The sequence below is a fragment of the Virgibacillus halotolerans genome (genome assembly GCF_016908515.1).
GTDB lineage: Bacteria > Bacillota > Bacilli > Bacillales > Amphibacillaceae > Virgibacillus_M > Virgibacillus_M halotolerans.
The window spans coordinates 140,751-161,337 of the sequence record NZ_JAFBEA010000003.1 but is presented as its reverse complement, the minus strand read 5'-3'; the positions used below and the strand labels follow the sequence as shown (position 1 = coordinate 161,337).

The 20,587-nt window shown below is 38.5% G+C and carries 19 protein-coding genes; 9 read left to right on the top strand and 10 right to left on the bottom strand.

All coding sequences use genetic code 11. From position 1 onward, the window contains the following. The first annotated feature begins 114 nt into the window (after positions 1-114). On the top strand, positions 115-1,368 hold the full coding sequence (locus JOC34_RS09490; protein ID WP_205136519.1) for a serpin family protein: 1,254 nt from the start codon (positions 115-117) through the stop codon (positions 1,366-1,368). Positions 1,369-1,408: 40 nt separating this feature from the next. Here JOC34_RS09490 and JOC34_RS09485 read toward each other — a convergent pair whose 3' ends face one another. Next, the gene (locus JOC34_RS09485) at positions 1,409-2,236 is read right to left on the bottom strand and encodes an aminoglycoside adenylyltransferase domain-containing protein (RefSeq protein WP_205136518.1); all 828 of its coding nucleotides are present in this window, start codon (positions 2,234-2,236) and stop codon (positions 1,409-1,411) included. A gap of 19 nt (positions 2,237-2,255) precedes the next feature. Then, positions 2,256-2,774, bottom strand: coding sequence for a GrpB family protein (locus JOC34_RS09480; RefSeq protein WP_205136517.1), 519 nt, complete (start codon positions 2,772-2,774; stop codon positions 2,256-2,258). Positions 2,775-2,917: 143 nt separating this feature from the next. Here JOC34_RS09480 and JOC34_RS09475 point away from each other — a divergent pair, with 143 nt between their 5' ends. The 3 genes from JOC34_RS09475 (at position 2,918) to JOC34_RS09465 (ending at position 4,723) form a co-directional block, all read left to right on the top strand. After that, complete coding sequence (locus JOC34_RS09475) at positions 2,918-3,541, top strand: DUF3298 and DUF4163 domain-containing protein (RefSeq protein WP_205136516.1); 624 nt, start codon at positions 2,918-2,920, stop codon at positions 3,539-3,541. Between the two features lie 167 nt (positions 3,542-3,708). After that, positions 3,709-3,987, top strand: coding sequence for a PadR family transcriptional regulator (locus JOC34_RS09470; RefSeq protein ID WP_239544285.1), 279 nt, complete (start codon positions 3,709-3,711; stop codon positions 3,985-3,987). A 16-nt stretch (positions 3,988-4,003) separates the two neighbouring features. Next, entirely contained in the window at positions 4,004-4,723 is a 720-nt protein-coding gene (locus JOC34_RS09465) for a pentapeptide repeat-containing protein (protein WP_205136515.1), read from the top strand. Positions 4,724-4,911: 188 nt separating this feature from the next. Here JOC34_RS09465 and JOC34_RS09460 read toward each other — a convergent pair whose 3' ends face one another. The 6 genes from JOC34_RS09460 to JOC34_RS09435 all read right to left on the bottom strand — a co-directional run bounded on the left by JOC34_RS09460 (position 4,912) and on the right by JOC34_RS09435 (position 12,616). After that, positions 4,912-5,286 carry an SHOCT-like domain-containing protein gene (locus JOC34_RS09460; RefSeq protein ID WP_205136514.1) on the bottom strand — a complete coding sequence of 125 codons (375 nt, stop codon included), beginning with the start codon at positions 5,284-5,286 and terminating at the stop codon, positions 4,912-4,914. Positions 5,287-5,300: 14 nt separating this feature from the next. Further along, positions 5,301-5,672, bottom strand: a complete 372-nt coding sequence (locus tag JOC34_RS09455) for a DUF2089 domain-containing protein (protein WP_205136513.1) — start codon at positions 5,670-5,672, stop codon at positions 5,301-5,303. 342 nt (positions 5,673-6,014) lie between these two features. Continuing rightward, entirely contained in the window at positions 6,015-6,845 is an 831-nt protein-coding gene (locus JOC34_RS09450) for a hypothetical protein (RefSeq protein ID WP_205136512.1), read from the bottom strand. 112 nt (positions 6,846-6,957) lie between these two features. Continuing rightward, the gene (locus JOC34_RS09445) at positions 6,958-10,176 is read right to left on the bottom strand and encodes an efflux RND transporter permease subunit (protein ID WP_205136511.1); all 3,219 of its coding nucleotides are present in this window, start codon (positions 10,174-10,176) and stop codon (positions 6,958-6,960) included. 126 nt (positions 10,177-10,302) lie between these two features. Next, positions 10,303-10,920: a TetR family transcriptional regulator gene (locus JOC34_RS09440; protein WP_205136510.1), complete on the bottom strand. Its 618-nt coding sequence runs from the start codon at positions 10,918-10,920 to the stop codon at positions 10,303-10,305. Between the two features lie 169 nt (positions 10,921-11,089). Next, the gene (locus JOC34_RS09435) at positions 11,090-12,616 is read right to left on the bottom strand and encodes a DHA2 family efflux MFS transporter permease subunit (RefSeq protein WP_205136509.1); all 1,527 of its coding nucleotides are present in this window, start codon (positions 12,614-12,616) and stop codon (positions 11,090-11,092) included. Between the two features lie 174 nt (positions 12,617-12,790). Between JOC34_RS09435 and JOC34_RS09430 the strand changes: the two genes are divergently transcribed. Continuing rightward, positions 12,791-13,675, top strand: coding sequence for a TetR/AcrR family transcriptional regulator (locus tag JOC34_RS09430; protein ID WP_205136508.1), 885 nt, complete (start codon positions 12,791-12,793; stop codon positions 13,673-13,675). Between the two features lie 152 nt (positions 13,676-13,827). Here JOC34_RS09430 and JOC34_RS09425 read toward each other — a convergent pair whose 3' ends face one another. Beyond that, positions 13,828-15,183: an MFS transporter gene (locus tag JOC34_RS09425; RefSeq protein WP_205136507.1), complete on the bottom strand. Its 1,356-nt coding sequence runs from the start codon at positions 15,181-15,183 to the stop codon at positions 13,828-13,830. Positions 15,184-15,478: 295 nt separating this feature from the next. Here JOC34_RS09425 and JOC34_RS09420 point away from each other — a divergent pair, with 295 nt between their 5' ends. Next, complete coding sequence (locus JOC34_RS09420; RefSeq protein WP_205136506.1) at positions 15,479-15,919, top strand: DUF2512 family protein; 441 nt, start codon at positions 15,479-15,481, stop codon at positions 15,917-15,919. Positions 15,920-16,127: 208 nt separating this feature from the next. Here JOC34_RS09420 and JOC34_RS09415 read toward each other — a convergent pair whose 3' ends face one another. Further along, positions 16,128-16,775, bottom strand: coding sequence for a hypothetical protein (locus JOC34_RS09415; protein WP_239544235.1), 648 nt, complete (start codon positions 16,773-16,775; stop codon positions 16,128-16,130). 258 nt (positions 16,776-17,033) lie between these two features. On the opposite strand from JOC34_RS09415, the gene JOC34_RS09410 reads away from it, so the two are divergent. Genes JOC34_RS09410 through JOC34_RS09400 form a run of 3 tightly spaced genes read left to right on the top strand, consistent with a single transcriptional unit; the run spans position 17,034 to position 20,541 of the window. Continuing rightward, a complete protein-coding gene (locus JOC34_RS09410; RefSeq protein ID WP_205136505.1) occupies positions 17,034-17,708 on the top strand; it encodes a response regulator transcription factor in 675 nt (224 codons plus the stop codon). Continuing rightward, positions 17,705-18,775: a HAMP domain-containing sensor histidine kinase gene (locus JOC34_RS09405; RefSeq protein WP_338062660.1), complete on the top strand. Its 1,071-nt coding sequence runs from the start codon at positions 17,705-17,707 to the stop codon at positions 18,773-18,775. Before JOC34_RS09410 ends, JOC34_RS09405 begins: the two co-directional genes overlap by 4 nt. A gap of 32 nt (positions 18,776-18,807) precedes the next feature. Beyond that, entirely contained in the window at positions 18,808-20,541 is a 1,734-nt protein-coding gene (locus tag JOC34_RS09400) for an ABC transporter ATP-binding protein (protein WP_205136504.1), read from the top strand. Positions 20,542-20,587 lie beyond the last annotated feature (46 nt).

The following is a 20,587-nucleotide window of genomic DNA, read 5'->3' as shown; positions in this document are numbered from 1 at the left end:
ACATAACATGCTTCGACCATAGTGGTCAATCCTTTTTAAGATATATTCCAAAAATTATAACTTTGGTGTTAGAATAGTATCTAGGTAGCTTACTTTTATGGGATGGTGGTGCATATGAAGAAATTAATTGCTTTAATTTCAATCACAATTCTTCTTATATCTGCAACTGGATGCGGGGAAAAAGATGATTCCAGTCATGCTGGTGAGACAAGTAATCGAGATTTTCAAAAAAATGATTATAAAAAGATGATATCCTCTAATAATGAATTGGGATTTGATTTATTAGCAACCACGGAGCCTGATGATAATGGCAACACATTTATTTCACCTACAAGTCTATTGATGGCACTTTCCATGGTATATAACGGAGCAGTTGGCGAGACGAAAGAGGAAATAGCGGACGTGTTACAAGTTGAAGGGATCGATGTTGGTAAACTAAATAAAGCAAACGCTTCATTGATATCTATTATGAATAACGATTCTGATCAGGTTCAACTAGATATAGCTAACTCCATCTGGCTAAATAAGAGATTTCAGTTTCAGGATGATTTTGCAAAAAACAATAAAAGTTACTTTAATGCTGAAATACAGGAGATCAATGTGGATGACAGAAAGTCTGCCGAGAAAATAAATGATTGGGTGAGGAAAGCGACAAATTATAAAATTGACAAAATAGCTGATTCTCCCTTGGATTCTGATATGGTAACAATGCTGATTAATGCGATTTACTTTCAGGGAGAATGGACAAATGAATTTGATGAAAAAGAAACAGCGGACCGGACATTTTATCTAGCTGATGGTGCAACAAAAGATGCGCCGCTTATGAAACAAAAAAGGGAATTAGCTTATATGGAAAATGACAACTTTCAAGCAGTTTCGTTGCCTTACGGAGAGGATGGAGAAATGAGTATGAATATATTTCTTCCTAAAAAAAATATCGATATGATAGACTTCCAGGAAATGCTTACGAATGAAAACTGGGCGGAATGGAAATCTGAATTCCAGAGGAAAAAAGGTACGATCATGCTGCCAAAGTTTCAGTTGGAATACGAAGCAACATTAAATGAGCCGCTTCAAAGGCTAGGAATGACAACCGCATTTGATAAAGACGAAGCAAGATTTGAGAGACTGATTGAGGAAGATGCTCCATTATGGATTAGCAAGGTAAAACAAAAAACATTCATTGACGTAAATGAAACGGGAACAGAAGCTGCCGGGGTGACATCTATAGAAATTGTGACAGAATCATCGGCTATACAGCCTGACGACGACTCATTCTATATGGAAGTAAATCGTCCATTTTTCATCTCCATTACAGAAGAAGAAACTGACGCGATTCTATTTATGGGAACAATTTTCAATCCATAGGGGTCAGTCCCCCACTACACTAATGTGTTAAAGTGTTCATTTACTGTTCATCTATTTTTAACCGTGCGTAATCTCTTAATGTGCGTAAAGCGGTTTGATTCCACTTCACTCCACCTGATTTTATTTTGTCCTCATTTACCTTTTCTGACGATCGATAAACATGAAGTGCTTGGCGAATTAATGGATGATAGTCCTGAGGTAAGTGCTTCAGCCCCCACTCCCCGCCTTCATCCTTACTATGAACTGTTTCCGTTTTCACGTGTAACAACTGGAGAACACGGCAAATGTTCAATACGCCATAGAACGGCGCCTCTAGAATATGTTCATTTTCAAGGATCCACGCCAGATCATCCAAAACGGAATCCATAAAAAGATGCCATTCCACTTTCCCAAACACATTTTGTATCGATGCCCCATGTAAACAGATTCCACGCTGGACAACATAGGTTAGATGCGAGACTAAGTCCGAATCGGTTTGTTCGATAGTGTAGTCTATATGATGATTTATGACTTTTTCATGCCAGTCTGAACTATAATGTACCTCAAAGGGTGTAAACATTTGGGCTTGCTTGGCCGCCTTAGCAGTAATAACGCTTAATTCTACATTACCAGTAGTGGGTCTACTGAAAGCCTCATTCGCAATCAATAGTCCAACTCGCTCTGCTGCAGTATATTCCAATGGATGAGCAACAACAACAATCAAATCAATATCACTTTTCGAACGGTAATAGCTTCCGATGGCAAGCGATCCGTGAAGATACACACCTACCAGCTGTGTTCCAAGTACACTGGCCAATCTATCAATCAGTCTTTCAATAAACTGCCGGATATCTTCGTCACAGTTGGTCCAGATTTGCGGCCGATTCATTTCAGCACCCCATTTCAAATCATATATCTTTGTTGTACCAATCTAGCGCCTTTTTCTCCAGTTCTTTAACAAATGCATCTTTCCCATTCATATAAGCTTCAATGTCTTCTGGATGACGTAGGGCAAGTTTTGCTTTTAGGTCCCCATATGCTCGCGCTGCCTCAGGATGTTTCCTTAGATAATCTCTTACCGCCAAATGCCGATCGATTTCCTGAGCATTATCAAACTGAAACATATGCATTTGATGTGTTCTGTTATCCTCACCCTTTCGAAAATAACGTCTTCCTTTAATACCATATTCTCCTAACGGTTCATAACCTAGTGCAATCATCTGATCATTAAATGAATCTACCCTTTTAATCTCCTTCACTAGCGGCATGATATCAATAATCGGCTTCGCTCGTATTCCAGGAACAGCAGTACTACCAAAGTGATGGATATCAACTAATTCATCACCTAATATGTCCCGAATTTTTTTCGCTTCCGCTCTAAAGTTCTTGCTCCACTGCGCATCATAGTTCATAACCCTTACTTTCATATACATTCCCCCAAAGATAATGCAATCGCCTACTATAATATATTTTCATTTTATCATATTACTTCGCATGCTTAACGTAACACATGGACATTATCCCAGTATATGAATAAGATGTTATACAATCATTGAGAGGAATGATAAGTATGCCCACCCAAACGTTACCTGTTTCGATTCAAACAATGGTACACAAACAACAAGGTTTCACCATTTATTATCCGCAAGTGTTTGGTTTACAAAATACAAATGTGCAGCAATCCATCAATCAAACTATTTTTCAGCTAATGCAATTTCTGATGCAACAACAATATCAACAACAAGGTACCAATAACTTCACAGAAATGATTGGATCCTTCGAGATCAAAACCAACGAACGAAATATCCTGAGTTTATCTTTATCCAACTATGCATTTGCTTATCAACATGCAAATGGATTAACACTCATGAAATCATTAACCTTTGATACAATAACTGGAAAAAGCTACAAACTAAAAGATCTATTTAAACCGAATAGTAATTACGTGGAAGTTCTTTCAAAAATTGTCCAGAAACAAATCAATGAACGGAATATACAACTCTTGGGGACCTTCTCTCAAATCTCGCCAAATCAAGATTTCTATATTGCCGACAAGTCGCTTGTACTTTATTTTCAACTTTTCGAAATCACCCCACACTATGTTGGATTCCCAATGTTCCCGATTTCCGTTTTCGAATTGCAAGATATCATCGCAGAAAACGGACCACTTGGGAGAATGGCGGAGAATAATTAAAAATGGGGACAGTCCCCCATCATGCTAAAGTGCTAAAGCGATGGAGGACTGTCCCTCGCACATTACCTTGACAGACACAGTAATTTGTTTTATAGTGTACATAAGGAGGTGAGGATATAGTGCAACAAACACTGTCCTCTGACCTGCTTCGCGGACATGCCGATACGATGATCTTAAAGCTCCTACTTAGTGGAGATAAATATGGTTATGAAATTAGCAAACTCATTCTAGCGAGCTCAGGTGAACAATACGAACTAAAGGAAGCAACGATGTATTCAAGTTTGAAACGGCTTGAAAAAGAAGGAAGTATTCGCTCCTATTGGGGTGACGCGACACAGGGTGGACGTAGAAAGTATTATACAATTACACCAGTTGGGGAGAGCACTTATAAACAAAATAAAATAAATTGGGAACAGGCAAAGAAAATTCTTGAACGCCTGTTATAAGAAAGGATAATGAAATATGATCGACCAATTAAAAGCACATGTCCACAGCATTTTTGCACCATATCAAAATGTAAAATCCGCACAGGAGCTAGAAGAGGAACTATCACAGAACCTAAAGGAAAAGTTTAATGATTATAAAGAGAAAGGGTATAGTGATGAGGAAGCATACAGGTTTACCATTGATTCCATCGGAGAAGTTTCGGAACTCGTAGAATCGATTAACCTTCAGCATAATGAACTTGAGGAAGCCGTACGGATGAACTTTTCGATGCAGCGTCTTCGGGGTTCTGACTTTCGTTCCGTGTCTGTTCATGACGGAAAATTTAATTCCAGTGATTTAAAAGGATCTGACTTCAGTCATTCAGATTTAACGAATTGTACACTTAAAAGCAGTAACCTGGAGCACTGTACCTTTGAAGACGTCAATTTGACTGCAACTTTATTTAAAAGTACGAATCTAAAGGGAGCCACCTTTAAAAATGCAGTATATGACCAAGCGCAATTTAAGGGCTGCAATCTATCCGGGCTTGTTTTTGACGGGGAGTCATTTAATCAAACCATTTTCTCAGGGTCTTCATTAAAAAAGACATCATTTCGTAATGCAACACTTAAAAACGTTCAATTCCGCATGTCGGATGTAAAGAAAGTTGATTTTGATGGTGCGAAGATGGATAAATTAACATATAACTTTTTAAGCGCCGCTAAGGTTGACCTTAGCAATGTAACATTAATCTAAAGGAGGAATTTCACATGGGTATAGGAACCGCAATTGTAATATCTACAGCCATTATTTGTGTAACGGGATTCATCACTGCTGTCACGCTAAAAGGCATGAGCATGGGTGATTGATTATCTACAAAAGCCAACGTTCATCTCATTGAACATTGGCTTTTGAATTCTCCATTCAAGGTGTTTTCTCAAAGTTTACTCGATATAAACAGCGACGATATCGCCATTTGAAGATTTAACATCAACTATTTTTCCATCAATTTCATTATCAATTGCCTTTAGAATCAAATCAACATCAATATCTTCGGCATATTTACTTGCCTGGGGTATATTTGAAGCAATACCATGCCCCATTTTTAACAATGTTTTTACTAATTTTATCGGTATATTGACGTTTACATTATCCCGTGTTTCAGACGAGATTCTTACCTTGAACATTTTGTTTAAATAATTTTCAGTAGATGCAGGTGCCTCTTCTTCCTTTAACGCACTAATTAATTCGCCCGCTTCATCGGAATTAATCTTACCCTCTTGTAACATTGCAATGACCTTCGCTATTTCATCCTTCATCGCTCACACACCTCTCATTCATTTTTTAATAACTTGATAGCTTCCTCGGTGGTAATTTCGCCATTTTCAAGCATTGCGATTATTCGTGACTTACCTTGTTCCTTTTCTTCTATCGGTTTCTTATCGTGACCTAGCTGGGTGATAATTTCATTCAATTTACCGCGTACGGTAGGATATGAAATACCAAGCTCTTTCTCTACTTCTTTTATATTTCCTCTGTTAACAAGGAACACTTCTACAAAATGCATTTGTTCATCTGATAAAGAGGCAAATTTAGATAGTGTAAAATTATTCTCTATTGTTGTATGACAATTCGCGCATTCCAATTTTGTTACATGTAAGGAATGATTGCATATTGGGCAGGAATTAATTACTGGATAAGACATTTTAAACCCCTTTCTCTAAATACAGTATATAACAACATATTCATTAAATCAATGTATGTATTAATTATATTTATTTGTTTATTTAATAAAATTATATATGTGAATATATATATCAATATAATTAATTTCACGTTAGCTCATAACTATAACGAAAACCAGAAAACAAATGAAATTAAATGAAGCCCTAAGACGTGCTTTTCGGGCCCCTCAAAAAACCAAAAATGACCCGCATCATACAGTAAACTGAAACACATCAAAACACTGCTACATCAAATAAATCGACATAGCAGTGTTTATTAACGTTCAAATAAAAAGCGTCATCCGAACCAAATCTTCTTTCTATTATTTAAAGTTTGTGGCAATTTCTAAGGCATCCATTGGATCTTTCACCTGATCAATCGTATAAACAGTTGTGTCCTTTTCCCAAAGTATCCGATTGTCTTTCTCGTCAACATCAAGATGCGCATATCCATGCGGCTTCGGTATAGGTAACGTATTTTCCTCGAGGTATGCCACAGCATCTTTGGCAAGATCTGTTCCTTTGTCACCCTCACTCGTTTGGGCGTGTGTAGCAAGTGCCCATCGCCCTTCGTTCCAGCCTGTATAGGCAGAACCAGCTCCCGCGTCCTGATAACCAGTTATACCGTGACCAAGATCTACTTCCTGAGCCCCATTTTCAGCAAACTCCTCAAAAGCTATTTCTTCATCTGCTTCCTCCTGGCTATCATATTTCTGAGCACGGATGGTCGCAATCGCATCCACTGCATCGTCATCACTCTTCAATTTTTCATTATTAATTGGGATTGGTTCGTCACTTTCATAAAACACAATCCGATAACTATTTTTATCATTTTCCGTCACAGCAGTTAAATGTTTCCCTTTTTCCAATGGTAATTTATCCGGTAGCTTCAATGATAAGTCTGTATCAATTTGCTGTTTTACCGCTTTTATTACTTCGGCCTGTGTCATCGTTTTTTCCTTTTCTTGTTCTGACGCCACCTGCTCATTCCCTTTTTCACTTCCCTCAACACTTTCATTATTTTGCTCCGTCTGTACTTGTGTATTTCCTTTTGATCCAGGATTTTCTTCCTGTGAATCATCACTTTTAGATGCACATGCCGTAATTAGAACAACCGCAATAATAGGTATGGTGAATCGAAGCTTTCGTTTCATAACTACCTCCCCTTCATTTTGTTTATCATATCTATATGATTTTTTCCCTTCCTGCAAAAAATAAAACAGGGTAGCCTGTTTAGACAAGCTACCCTGTTGATTATCGTTCTCGTTACTTCAGTTCTTTTTTACGAAACTTAGCAAGTACTTCATAGACAATCGGTACAATAACAAGTGTCAACAAGGTTGAACTTATTAAACCACCAATAACAGTAACACCAAGTCCTTTAGAAATCAGACCGCCGCCTTCCATGCCAATTGCTAACGGGATAAGTGCTCCAATTGTAGCAAGAGCCGTCATTAAGATCGGACGAAGACGTGTAGAACCAGCTTCCAGAAGTGCCTCTCTTGTAGAAAGTCCTTCCTTCTCTTGGTGAATCACGCGATCGATTAATACAATTGCGTTGGTTACCACAATACCAATGAGCATCAATGCACCTATCATCGCAGACACACTTAATGGTTCATTCGCGATCCAAAGGGCTATTAAACTACCGATTACTGCAAATGGTAGTGAAAACAGAATTGCAAATGGGGCCAATGCGCCACCAAACGTTATGACTAGAACAAAGTAAACAATGGCTATTGCTGCCAACATCGCAAGTCCTAATTGCGTAAATGAGTCATTGATTTCTTCGGTTACACCGCCGAATTCAACTTTTACACCACTTGGTAAATCCAATTCACTAATCTTGTCTTCAATTTCAGTTGACACAGCTCCAGCATCATTGGTTTTGATGTCTGCTGTAAGAGATGCATACATTTTACCATCTCTACGGTCAATTGTATCTGGTGATTTTCCTTCTTTCACATCCATCACATCGCCCACTTTAACCGTGGTTCCTAATGGTGTTTGAATTTCAATATCTGTTAAATCATCAATGTTCTTATATTCTTTTTCTTCCACTTCGATATACACATTTATATCTTCCCCATCATGTTTTACCGTTGTGAGTACTGGGGCTTCTTCACCGTCACTCAAATGCATACCTACTTGCGCAGCAGTCAATCCATATTCACTTAATTCCTTCTGGTTTGCTACAAGTGTATATTGATCATATGCTTCCGACATGCTAGATTCGGCTTTCTCTAAATCTTTGTTGTCTTTCATAATAGGTAAGATCTGATCGGTAGCACTTTCGATATCCTTCACGTTATTACCATAGAGGTAAAGCTCTAATCCACTACCCATACTAGCGAAGTCCATACTCTTCCATTCACCAATATCTGTATCTTTGTTTAGTGCTTCAATAACCTTACTCGGTTCCTCACTAAAGTTTTCAAAATCCTTATCATACTCAATGAAGAATAATGCAGAATTGCTGCCACCCATACCCATCATGGCATCCATCGGGCTGCCACCACCAAGTGAATACTGGTAAGTTGTAACCCCTTCACGATCACTCAGGAATTTCTCTGCATCACTTGCTACTTCTTCTGCTTCTTCCCGTGTTTCTCCCGGCTCAGGACTATAAGTAGCCATAACCATTTTTTGCTCTTCTTCTGGTAAGAAGCTTACACCAATAACTGGTAACAGGAATAAACTTAGCACAAGCACAATCACTGACCCACCAAACGTAATCAGCTTATGATCCAATGTCCAATTCAGGATGCGTTTATAGAAACGTGCTGATTTATTCGGTTTCTCAGCATGTTCACTTTTTTCTTCAACTGTTTTGCTGTTTAGTTTCTTTTTATATAACGAATGTGCAAGCATCGGAACAATCGTCACTGCCACTAATAATGAAGCAGCAAGGGCAAAAACCACTGCTAAAGCAAACGGTAGGAACAACTCGCCAACCTGGCCGTGCACAAGTCCTAACGGCAAGAATACCGCAATCGTTACGATAGTAGAAGAAAATATCGGAACAAACATCTGTCTGGTTGCTTCACGCACCAAATCTTTCCCGTGTAATTTCTCTTCTGGTAAAGCCATTCTTCTATATATATTTTCCATCACGACAATCGAGTCATCAATTACCCGCCCAATGGCTACCGTGAGTGCACCTAACGTTAAAATGTTCAACGTAATATCCATTTGATGTAGCAGGAATATTGCCATCAATAGTGACAATGGGATTGAAATAATAGAAATAAGTGTCGTTTTTATACTTCTTAGGAAAAGCAAGATGATTACGACCGCAAAGAGTATCCCAAATAGCGCTTTGCTTAACATGGTGTTGACTGATTCTTCAATCGGTTCTCCTTGGTCAAATGTTGACGTTACGGTTAGACCTAATTCATCTTCAAACTTTTTCGCTTCGTCTTTAACACCATTCACAACATCCACTGTATTCGCATCAGCAGTTTTAACAATTTGTATCCCAATGGAATCTTCGCCATTCGTTCGAGAGACCGATTCCGCCTCACCAACAATTTCAATATCCGCAAGTTCTTTCAGCTGAACTGTCGGCATTTCTGTTGGCATTTGTTGCTGTACTTCGGCTTGATCAGGCATTGCATCCCCTTGACCTGGCATGCCTTGCTCTTTTCCACCTTGCTCGGGCATTCCTTCTTGACCTGGCATGCCTTGTTCTTCTCCACCTTGCTCAGGCATTCCTTCTTGACCAGCATCACCAGATGGCGACGGTGTGACTGGAATTTCAAGCTTCTTCAAATCATCAATCGATGTAATATTCCCATCGATCACTAGATTTTTCACTTCTTTATCAAAAGTAGTTAGTCCAAGTGGAAATGAAATATCGGATCCTTGAACGACCTGTTCAATTGTATCTTGGGTTAACCCGTATTCCTTTAATTTGTCTTCGTCAAAGTCAATGTTGACCTTTTTCATCTGCTGTCCAGTAACCTGAACATCAGAAACGCCTTCTATGCCTTCCAAAACTGGCACAACGTCTTCATCAACGCTCTTTGTCAATTCTTCTAAAGAATGCTCTCCGTCACTGATACTTAAAGCCATCACCGGAAGTGCATTCATACTTAATCGAGAAACTTCCGGATCCTTTGCTCCATCTGGCAAGGAAAGATCGGATAGTGCTTCTTTCACTTCGTCTGTCGCCTTATCCATATCCTTATCAAAATTGAACTCTAATTGAACAGAAGATGCGTTTGCTAAAGAAGAGGAAGTAACTAATTCTACTCCTTCTAAATTTTGCAATCGTTGTTCAATTGGCTCTGTTACCTCATCTACAATTTCATCCGGAGCAGCTCCAGGATAAGTTGTCATAACAGAAACGTTCGGAAATGTAATATCAGGCATTGTTTCTTGTTTCATATTAAGACCTGAATATAATCCCGCAACAACTACCATAATGGTAAGAATCCATATGGCAAACTTATTGTTAAGGGAAAAGTTGATAATTTTCTTCAAATTGCACACTCCTTATATATGTGTTTAAATCTATTTTTTAGATTTTGATCATGCCTGTTACATCAGCATATAACATAATTATGAACTCAATATGAACTTGCACTTTGGGGCTCCCCCCAACATCGCTCACTCTTTTTTATTTAATCCTTTTTTGAGCAAATTCATTTCGAACATGTAGTTATTTACCGTTTCTTCAAACGTGTTTTGCCGCGCAAAGTTTCTAATCAAATTCTTCAATGTGACAGCGAGAATAATTTCAATAACATGAATAACTTCCTGTTCGTTTGAAATGTTCAGCTGCTTCTTATCAATAGTCGCTATGATTTCTAAGAATTGTTTACTGAAATTGCCTTCACAAAAATTATGGGAAATTTTATTTTCCATATTATAATCCATATTCAAAAAAGCATTTTTAAAAAAGTCCCGGTTTTTTTGCACCTGGAATTCTTTGAGCATTTTTTGAAAAGTTTCCGTGAATGTGTCAAACAAGTCTCCATCATTTTTCTTTAGCATTGAAATAAATGCTTCACTATCTACTTTCATCTGTTTTTCTAATAAAAAGTAAAAAGCATCTTCTTTATCATCAAAATATTGGTAAAAGCTCCCTCTTGGTATTCCAGCGTTTTTAATTATATTAGAAATAGAAGCTTTATTTAATGGCTTGCTTGAGAACTCCTTTTTAGCGCCTTGAATTAAGTTGTTCTGTTTTTCTAATGGCAAATTAAAGAAAGTTTGTTTTGGCACTACTCCCCTCCTACACATAACGATTATGACACAATGTCATAAATTGACTTGTTAAGCATATCTTATATGGCTTTTCCTGTCAATGTAAAATATGACACATTGTCGCTTTCGTTGGACGGAGTTGGGATAATCCCCATCACCGTAACAATTTATCATAGGGGGATTTCACTTAGCTAATTTCCTCCTGATCGTCATGCTCAACATTTTCCTCATACTTGGGCGGAGTTACCCGTTTCAAGAAAAATGCTAAAACCAATGCAACAATCGCAATCAATGTTGACACAAAAAATGTAAAGTTAATGCCGTTAAGCATTGCTTGATTAGCTAATTCCATTTTCATATTTGCGACTCCCTCAGCACTGGTTGGCGCATTTCCAGATGCCATTGCTTTTTCAATAAGCTCCTCTCCTGCTGTTGTCGTCCTTTTATCCATGACCGTCAAAAGCAATGCAGAACCAATTGCACCGGAAACTTGCTGTAATGTGCTATTCATCGCTGTACCATGTGGGTTCATTGACATTGGTAATTGATTTAAACCGTTCGTCATTACCGGCATCATCACCATAGAAATTCCAAGCATACGAATGGTGTAGATCGCCATGATATAATAATATCCTGATTCCACACCTAATCTACTAAATAGGAATGTTGTAACAATTGTAATGGTAAGACCAATAATGGCGAGAATACGCGCACCATATTTATCAAATAATTTCCCCATTACCGGTGACATGAGCCCCATCACAATGGCTCCGGGAAGCATCAGTAACCCTGAATGTAATGGCGATATGCCTCGTATTGTCTGAACATAGATTGGCGTAAGAATCATCCCAGAGAACATAGACATCGACAACACAACAGATATGGCGGAAGACAAAGCAAACATCGGATGTTTATAAATTCTAAATTCCAACATTGGATCTTTCATACGTAACTGGCGCAAGACGAAGGCAATTAGTGAAAGTGCACCAATAATAATTGTTCCATAGACGATTGGCGCATCCCAACCTTTATCTCCTGCAGAACTGAACCCGTATAATATTCCGCCAAAACCAACACTCGATAAGATCAGAGATGGCATATTTAATTTCACATCACGGTTCGGTGTAATATTACGAAGTTTAATAAATGCATAAATCAATACGAATAACGCAAATGGAAGCACGATTCCAAAAAGTACTCGCCAATCATGATTTTCAATGACCCATCCAGATAATGTTGGACCAATTGCTGGCGCTGTAATCATTGCTAGACCAAAAATTCCCATTGCGCTTCCTCTTCGTTCAACTGGAAATGCAGTAAGCATTACGTTCATAAGAAGTGGCATCATCATCGCGGATCCGGTTGCCTGAATCATTCTCGCTATGACGAGTACACTGAATGTAGGCGCAAGCATTGCAAGAAGCGTTCCGAGAGAAAACAATGTCATTGCAACCAAGAACAATCTCCGGTTGGTAAACTTTTGAATAAAAAAGGCACTGGCCGGAATCAAAATACCGTTTACGAGCATATATCCTGTCGTGATCCATTGAACAACAGATGCTGACACATCAAACTCTTTCATAATTGTTGGTAAAGCAACATTTAATAATGTATTATTTAATAAAGCAACAAAAGCCCCTATAAACAGGATCGCTATCATGCCATAGGGTGGCTTTTCATGCATTTTTTTTATATCCTTTTCGTTAATTTCCATTTCATTCCCCCGTTCATACTCATTGTATAAAAATTAGACTTTCGGTTCAATGCTTATCATATTTTATACGTCCTGTATATTTTTAGCAAGTTTAAAATCAACTTTTTTATTAGATTGATCATAAAGGCTTTATCAGCTAAAATACAATTATACTAAGCGTACAAAGGTGATTATATGAATGATCGAAAACGACAGGTACTATTAACAGCGCAGCGTCTTTTTGTGGAAAAAGGATTTTCCGCTACGTCTGTTCAAGATATTTTAGAAGAGTCAAAGATTTCAAAAGGGACATTTTATAATTATTTTTCATCGAAAAACGAATGTCTTTTGGCAATATTGGAACGTATAAAGGTTGAGACTTCTGTCAGACGAAGGGAATTATTAATAGGAAGAAGTGCTTCTAGTAAGGATATTCTTGCTGAACAAATATCCATCCATATGCAAGTAAGTCAGGAGCAAAATCTACTTCCGCTCTTTGAGGCCATTTTTCACTCTGGTGATCCAGAATTACGAGCATTTGTTACGAAACAATTCAAAGAAGAACTTTCATGGCTCTCCGGAAGAATAATTGATATATACGGTGAGGAAGTAACACCTTTTGCAGCGGATTGTACGGTGCTTTTGCTTGGCATGCTACAGCATATGACCCATATATGGATGCTTCTTTCAAAAGGACAGGTAGATCATGAAAAGCTTGTCCACTTTATTATTAGAAGAATGGATTCCATTATCAACGGTATGATAGGGACAGATGATATATTTATTGGCGGTGAAATACTTTTCAATATCGATCAAGCAAAAAGTGAGAAGACCTATTCCAAAGAGCAGCTACTCTTCCAGCTCGATGGGTTCCAAAAACACCTTGAGGGAGAAACCAAACCTGAAGAAAAGCAATACATCCAATTTTTAATGGATGAATTACGTGAAGCACGACCAAGAACTTTTCTCTTAGAGACAATCACCCATTCCTTTAACAACACTTTTACAGCAACCCCTCACGAGGCGGAAGCGCAGGAAATTGCTTCAAAACTATGGTATTATGCGGATACGATAAAATAGGATATAAGATACCCCCGTTCATTCTTATAAAAATGTACGGGGGTATCTTTTTGGCAGTAGGGAAAGTAGATGCCTACTCCTCCACGTATAAGTGCAACCAAAGCAAATCACTTAATGGCCTGCCGCATGCCACGTTTTCTTATAAGCAAGGATTAATAATTCCTTCCCTTCTTCATCCTTCCAGGAAGCTTTAATGCCAATGCTAGGACAAAGATACAAAAGACAAAGCAGACAATCGCAACCAGATGCAAATGTTGTGTGTCCAAATGACGATTAAAGGTCAAGCCAAGTAAACTGGAGGATAAAATAGATCCTAGATACCGGCTTGTTTGAAATAAACCTGAGGCTGAACCCGTATCCTCGGGCTTCACATGTTCATAAAGTGCTGTCTGCATCGAAATATTATTAAATCCATTACTCATACCAAGGACAGCCATGATAACAAGCAGCCAGAGTAAAGGTGACGTGTCATGGTACGTTAATAACAAACCTGTACCAACCAAAAGCAAAGATGCCCCGATAACCATTGGCAGCTTCGAACCATACCTGTCAATCATACGACCTGCCAGTGGCGCAACGATTACACCAAAGCCTGCCAACGATAACATAATGACTCCGGTATGCTGCTCACCATAATGACGTACCTGTTGCAAATAGGTTGGAAATCCGAAGAAATAACAATAATAAATCAAATTAATACTCATAAATTGTAAGTAGATAAAGGAAACATTATGATTTTTGGTTAATCCCTTCACATCTATAAAGGGATCCTCGTGCTTGAGCTCGGAAAAGTAAAATCCAACAGCGGCAGATAAAAAAAGCAATAATGCCCACCAGCGAATGTTCTGATCAAGTGACAACAAGAACAATATTAATCCTATAATTGCACTAATAAAGAGCACAATGCCAATAAAATCAATCCGTTTCACTTCAAATTTCCCTTGTGCCGTATTCGGCAAAATAAATAAAGCTAGCACAAAGGACAAAATAATGAACGGGAAATTGATAAGGAAGATCGATTGCCAATCCCATGACGCAATTAGAAAACCACCGATAGAAGGACCAAAAGCAGCTGATGTTGACGCAAAGATAGATAATACAGCTAGTGCTTTCCCCTGTCCTTTCGTGATATGTGTCCTTACCATACTCATACCACTAGGAAATAAAGTCGAGCTACCAATCGCCTGCAATGCACGACATCCTAATAGAAAAGGAAAGTTTGGCGAAAAAGGCGCCAATACGGAAGCAGCCGCCACAAGAATAAGCCCTGACATAAACAACTTCTTCGGCCCAAACATATCACTTAATTTCCCCATGACAGGTTGCCCCGCAGCGCTCGCAAGGTAAAATATAGAGATAAGCCAGGAAGCGTCAGCAAATGTTAATGCAAATTCATGCTGTAACCTTGTTAATGCCACTGAAATCATCGATGAGTTTAAAGGATTAAGTAATGTTCCAAGCCCAATCGTTAAAATTAACAACCATGGCTTGCGGATTTTTTCTGCCATTATGATCACCCTAGAATACACTGTCAAATTTATAATAATATCTCTATCATAGGTCAAATCCCGATGGATAAAAAGTGGTTTGTTTGAGTTTACCCTACTTCATTGAAAACGTAGATACCTTTGTGGATTGATCAAACGTTTATTTGATATTTCTAATCAAAGAAAACAATCTCTTTTACCTCCTTCATGCGCGCGACATGGAAAGCGACTCCACGGGGACTGTCCCCAAATCATCAATAGAATAAAAAATGACTATAGCCAAATACTAATTATCAAAAAGAAGGGTTTGGTATTTATGGACCTTGCAAAAGCTTTTGGAATTAAATTTATTGTATCGGTAGTGATTACCGCTTCAATCTTTGGTATCTTTTATAATTCGTCCTTAATTCGGTTATTTTGGATGAGTTTAATTGTTGCTGGAATTACATTTATTGCGGATTTATTCGTGTTACCGAGAATTAATAAAGTGGTTGCAGTAGTTGCAGACTTTGGTTTATTTTTTTTGTTATATTGGGGGCTCGCATCTCTATTAATTGATGTGTCTATGCCAATGGTGCTTGCTTCATTTGCAGCGGCTTTTTTCTCTGCAATTAGCGAATCCATCATTCATATTTACATGTATGAAAAAGTGTTCGAAAAAAAGGAGCATGTCCCATTTCCTAATGAGCTACAGACTGAATTTGCAAAAGAAACTGATGCGCAATCGATCACTAAAAATATAAAAAAGGACAAGTAAAGATTAGGTTATAATGGGGACAGTCCCCCGAGACTGTCCCCATTTTTTAAATCAGTTTCCATATGCAAGAATACACCTTCTACTCGCATTTCCAGTGTTCTATTTCCTAATTGCCTCAGCCACACCAAAATTTTTTCCTAATTCTGTTATGGTTTATAACTTCCTATTCTTTTGATCATGGCCTAGTGATCTGACAAGCGCGCCCCGCTCATCCTTTCCCTTTAGATGGAAACACGGTATAGGACCATGACCAAATAAAGTCTACGATAAAGACGAGCCCCCACAGCATCGAAATATGGTAAATTGTTTCATTCGCATATGGTGTTTCCGCAATATTTTCTGTACCAATCCATGATAAATCTTTAACATAATCAAACATTTCCTGAACACTATTCATTCCATAAACCCAAAATGCAATTTGCACTGCAACGAAGATGATCAAATGAACCGTTGAACTCCAGCGATATTTTCTTGCTATATGTTTGGGGTCCTTTTGTTTGGACATAATCTCGATATCCTTCACCGTAAGTAGTTCGATACCGCGCCATTTCCCTATGTGTTTACGCATCCAACGATCCAACTTTTTAAAATCAGAAATTCCAAACGTACATGCATAAAGAACGAAGATGGTTATGATGATCAGTAAATTTGAAATCTCTTCTGTTTCTTGATAAATCAGCCAGGCCATTATAGCTTCAAATACAATTAATATGATAAAAAGTAACAGAAAAAACACGCTCATTCTATATTTGCTAAAGAAATAACGTACAACACCGAACGATAGAAGCGAAAGCACTGACAGCAATTCCATTACAACGAAAATTTCCAACTGATGTTTAAGCAATACATCCATCATTACACCATGAGCTCCAATCTTTGTATAATGCATATCTATATGTCGAGTATATATAGACATAGAACAAAAGTCATATTATTTAAATAGATATTTCCTCAAAAAGTTCATATTGAGTTCATAATTTTATTATATACTGCTTTATGTTAGCCGATTGAAGCGGGAATATTGCCTGCTTGCTCCTAACTTATGATCAAATTCGTGCTTGATTTATTTTTATTGTATGCTGATGGTATCCATATTAGAAAAGGACTGAGAGACTTGGCAAAAATCTTAATCGTTGACGATGATTCACATATTCGGGAATTGGTGGGACTACTTCTTCGCGATGAGGGGTTCCAGGTTTATGAGGCATCAGATGGCGTCGAAGCTCTAAAAACATTGGAATCCATCCAAGTCGACATGGTTATTCTCGATATCATGATGCCAAACATGGATGGATGGGAATTATGCCAGGAGCTGAGGGAATTTTACGACTTTCCCGTGCTCATGCTTACTGCAAAAAGAGAAACTTCTCAAAAATTAAAGGGCTTTGACATGGGAACAGATGACTACCTCGTAAAACCATTTGAGCCACTCGAACTTGTAGCCCGTGTAAAGGCACTATTGAAGCGATACCAGATTTCGACTTCGCAAACCGTACAGATCGGGGAGCTGCACCTGAACCAAAAAACGTATGAGGTCATGCACCAAGGTGAGCATTTTATTTTACCATTAAAGGAATTTGAATTACTATTCCTTCTGGCAAGTTATCCAGGAAAAACATTTACACGCGAGCAATTAATTGAAAAGATATGGGGTTACGATTATGAAGGTGATGAGCGGACAGTGGATGTTCATATTAAACGACTTCGTGGAAGGTTTTCAAATAGACACGATGACTTTCAAATAAAAACGGTTCGTGGATTAGGGTACCGATTGGAGATGCAATCGTGAATAAAACACGTCTAAAGATGTTCTTTGGTTTTTTAACTGTGATTGTATCACTAAGCGTTTGTTGGGCTGCTGCCTTTTATTTTACGGACTTTATTTACGGTTATCTTCACATCCATTTCAATCCATTGCTCACTCAGCTTATCAATTCCTTGCTCGGTTTCTTTATTTTTGGATGTGGAATAGCGCTTGTTTCGCGGTTCTCCTCTCGTCAAAGAAAAAACCATATGGAATTTTTCCAATCCATCACAGATGCCATGAAGCAAATTGCAACTGGGGATTATAATGTTAATCTAAGCAAAATTTCAGGTCATGATAATCCTGGCGATCCGTTTGCAGACCTTATTGATAATATTAATTATATGGCCAGTGAATTGGGTGAAATGGAGCAGTTGCGCCAGGAATTCGTTTCCAATGTCTCCCATGAAATTCAATCTCCGTTGACATCTATTAGTGGTTTTGCACGAGCATTAAAAAACGATAAGCTGGATCACGACGAAAGACTGCATTATCTTTCGATTATTGAAACAGAAAGCCAGCGTCTATCAAAAATAAGCGATAACTTACTCAAATTAACCTACTTGGAATCAGAACACCATTTATTTGAAACAAAGCGGTATCGGTTAGATAAACAGCTAAGAAATATCGTCCTATCTTGTGAACCTCAATGGACCGATAAAAATATAGAAATGGATCTTTCGTTAGAGGATGCAGAGATTGTTGCTGATAAAGAATTACTGGATCAAGTTTGGACGAATCTGCTGAATAACGCGATTAAGTTCACGCCAGATGAAGGAAGCATTAACTTGTCTCTATATCATGAACAGGATGCGCTCATTGTCGAAATCACCGACACAGGAATAGGCATAACGAAAGAAGAACAGCTTCATCTGTTTGAACGATTTTACAAAGCGGATAAAGCACGCATCCGTAACGCCAGCGGAAGTGGTCTAGGTTTATCCATTGTAAAGACCATCATCGATATGCATGAAGGTACGATATTTGTGAAAAGCAAACCAAAAGAAGGAACAACATTTAAAATTTCATTTGGGGGACAGTCCCCATCCTAATAAATTAACATAAAGAACAGGAGTTACATTTTATGAAAAACAAACAAAAGGGACTTAAGCCATTTATCTCGCTTATTCTATCTACAAACATTCCGAAACTGGCACTAACTTTCGGTTTAATCACGAGTATCATTACAACCATTGCTGGTCTTGTTGTCCCATTATTAACCAAGAATTTAGTGGATGGCTTCTCCGTATCATCGTTAAGCGTTCCACTGATCATTGCGATTGTCGCTGCGTTCATCGTCCAAGCAGTTGTCAACGGCGTTTCTACGTATCTCTTGACAGCCGTCGGGCAAAAAATCGTAGCTAGACTACGGGAAAATATGTGGGTTAAGCTTATCCGCTTACCTGTCAGCTATTTTGATAAAACATCCAGCGGCGAAACGGTAAGCCGGGTAGTAAATGATACAAATATTGTAAAAGATTTAATCTCTGAGCATTTTCCACAGTTCGTTACAGGCATTATTTCCATCATCGGCGCGGTCACAATTTTGCTGATTATGGACTGGAAAATGACACTAGTCATGTTACTAGCTGTTCCGATTACGGTCGCGGTCATGATTCCGCTTGGTCGTCGAATGGCCAAAATATCACGCGGTCTACAAGATCAGACAGCAGTGTTTACCGGGGACATTCAACAAACACTCAGTGAAAGCCGTCTAATGAAAGCATCCAATGCAGAAAAAAATGAAGAAGCAAAAGGACTTAATGGTATTGGAAAACTACTTGGATTTGGACTCAAAGAGGCGAAGATTCTTGCCTTAATCGGTCCGCTAATGTATATGGTCATCATGATTGTCATCGTAACGATTATTGGCTATGGTGGCATGCGTGTTGCAAACGGAACGATGTCAACTGGATCACTTGTTGCTTTCCTGCTATATCTTTTCCAAATCATTATGCCAATAACTTCGTTTGCGATGTTTTTCACCCAATTACAAAAGGCAAAGGGTGCGACAGAACGAATCATCGAGATATTGGATATCCCGTTGGAAAAAGGACAGGATGGATTGGATATCGATGTAGCCAACAAACCTGTGCATGTTAACCATGTATCATTTGCATATGATGAGGATGAATCTGTTTTAGAAGATGTTTCCTTTGTAGCGCGTCCCGGCGAAATGATTGCCTTTGCCGGTCCAAGTGGTGGCGGTAAAACAACCACATTTGGGTTACTCGAACGCTTTTACGAACCAACATCCGGTGAAATTAAAATTGGAGATACACCGATCAAAGATTTATCAATGAAGTCATGGCGCAGTCAAATTGGTTATGTATCGCAAGAAAGTGCCATGATGGCTGGAACGATACGAGAAAACCTGTGCTATGGATTACAAAATTGGGAAAAGATACCGGATGAGCGGCTATGGGAAGTAGCTAAAATGGCTTATGCCGATCAATTTATTAAAGAGTTTTCCCACGGATTGGATACAGAAGTTGGTGAACGTGGCGTAAAACTTTCCGGTGGTCAAAGGCAACGAATCGCAATTGCACGTGCTTTTTTAAGAGATCCTAAAATCCTGATGATGGATGAGGCAACCGCAAGCCTTGACAGCCAATCAGAGAGTGTCGTTCAGCAAGCATTAACCCGTTTAATGGAAGGACGAACAACCTTCGTCATTGCACACCGGCTATCAACGATCATTCATGCCGATAATATTATTTTCATTGAAAAAGGGCGCGTTACCGGAAGCGGAACACACCAGGAATTAACCCAATCACATGCATTGTATCGACAATTTGCCGAACAACAATTGACATAAACGGGGACAGTCCCCCACCAAACTACCGCATTAAAGTATTAAAGTG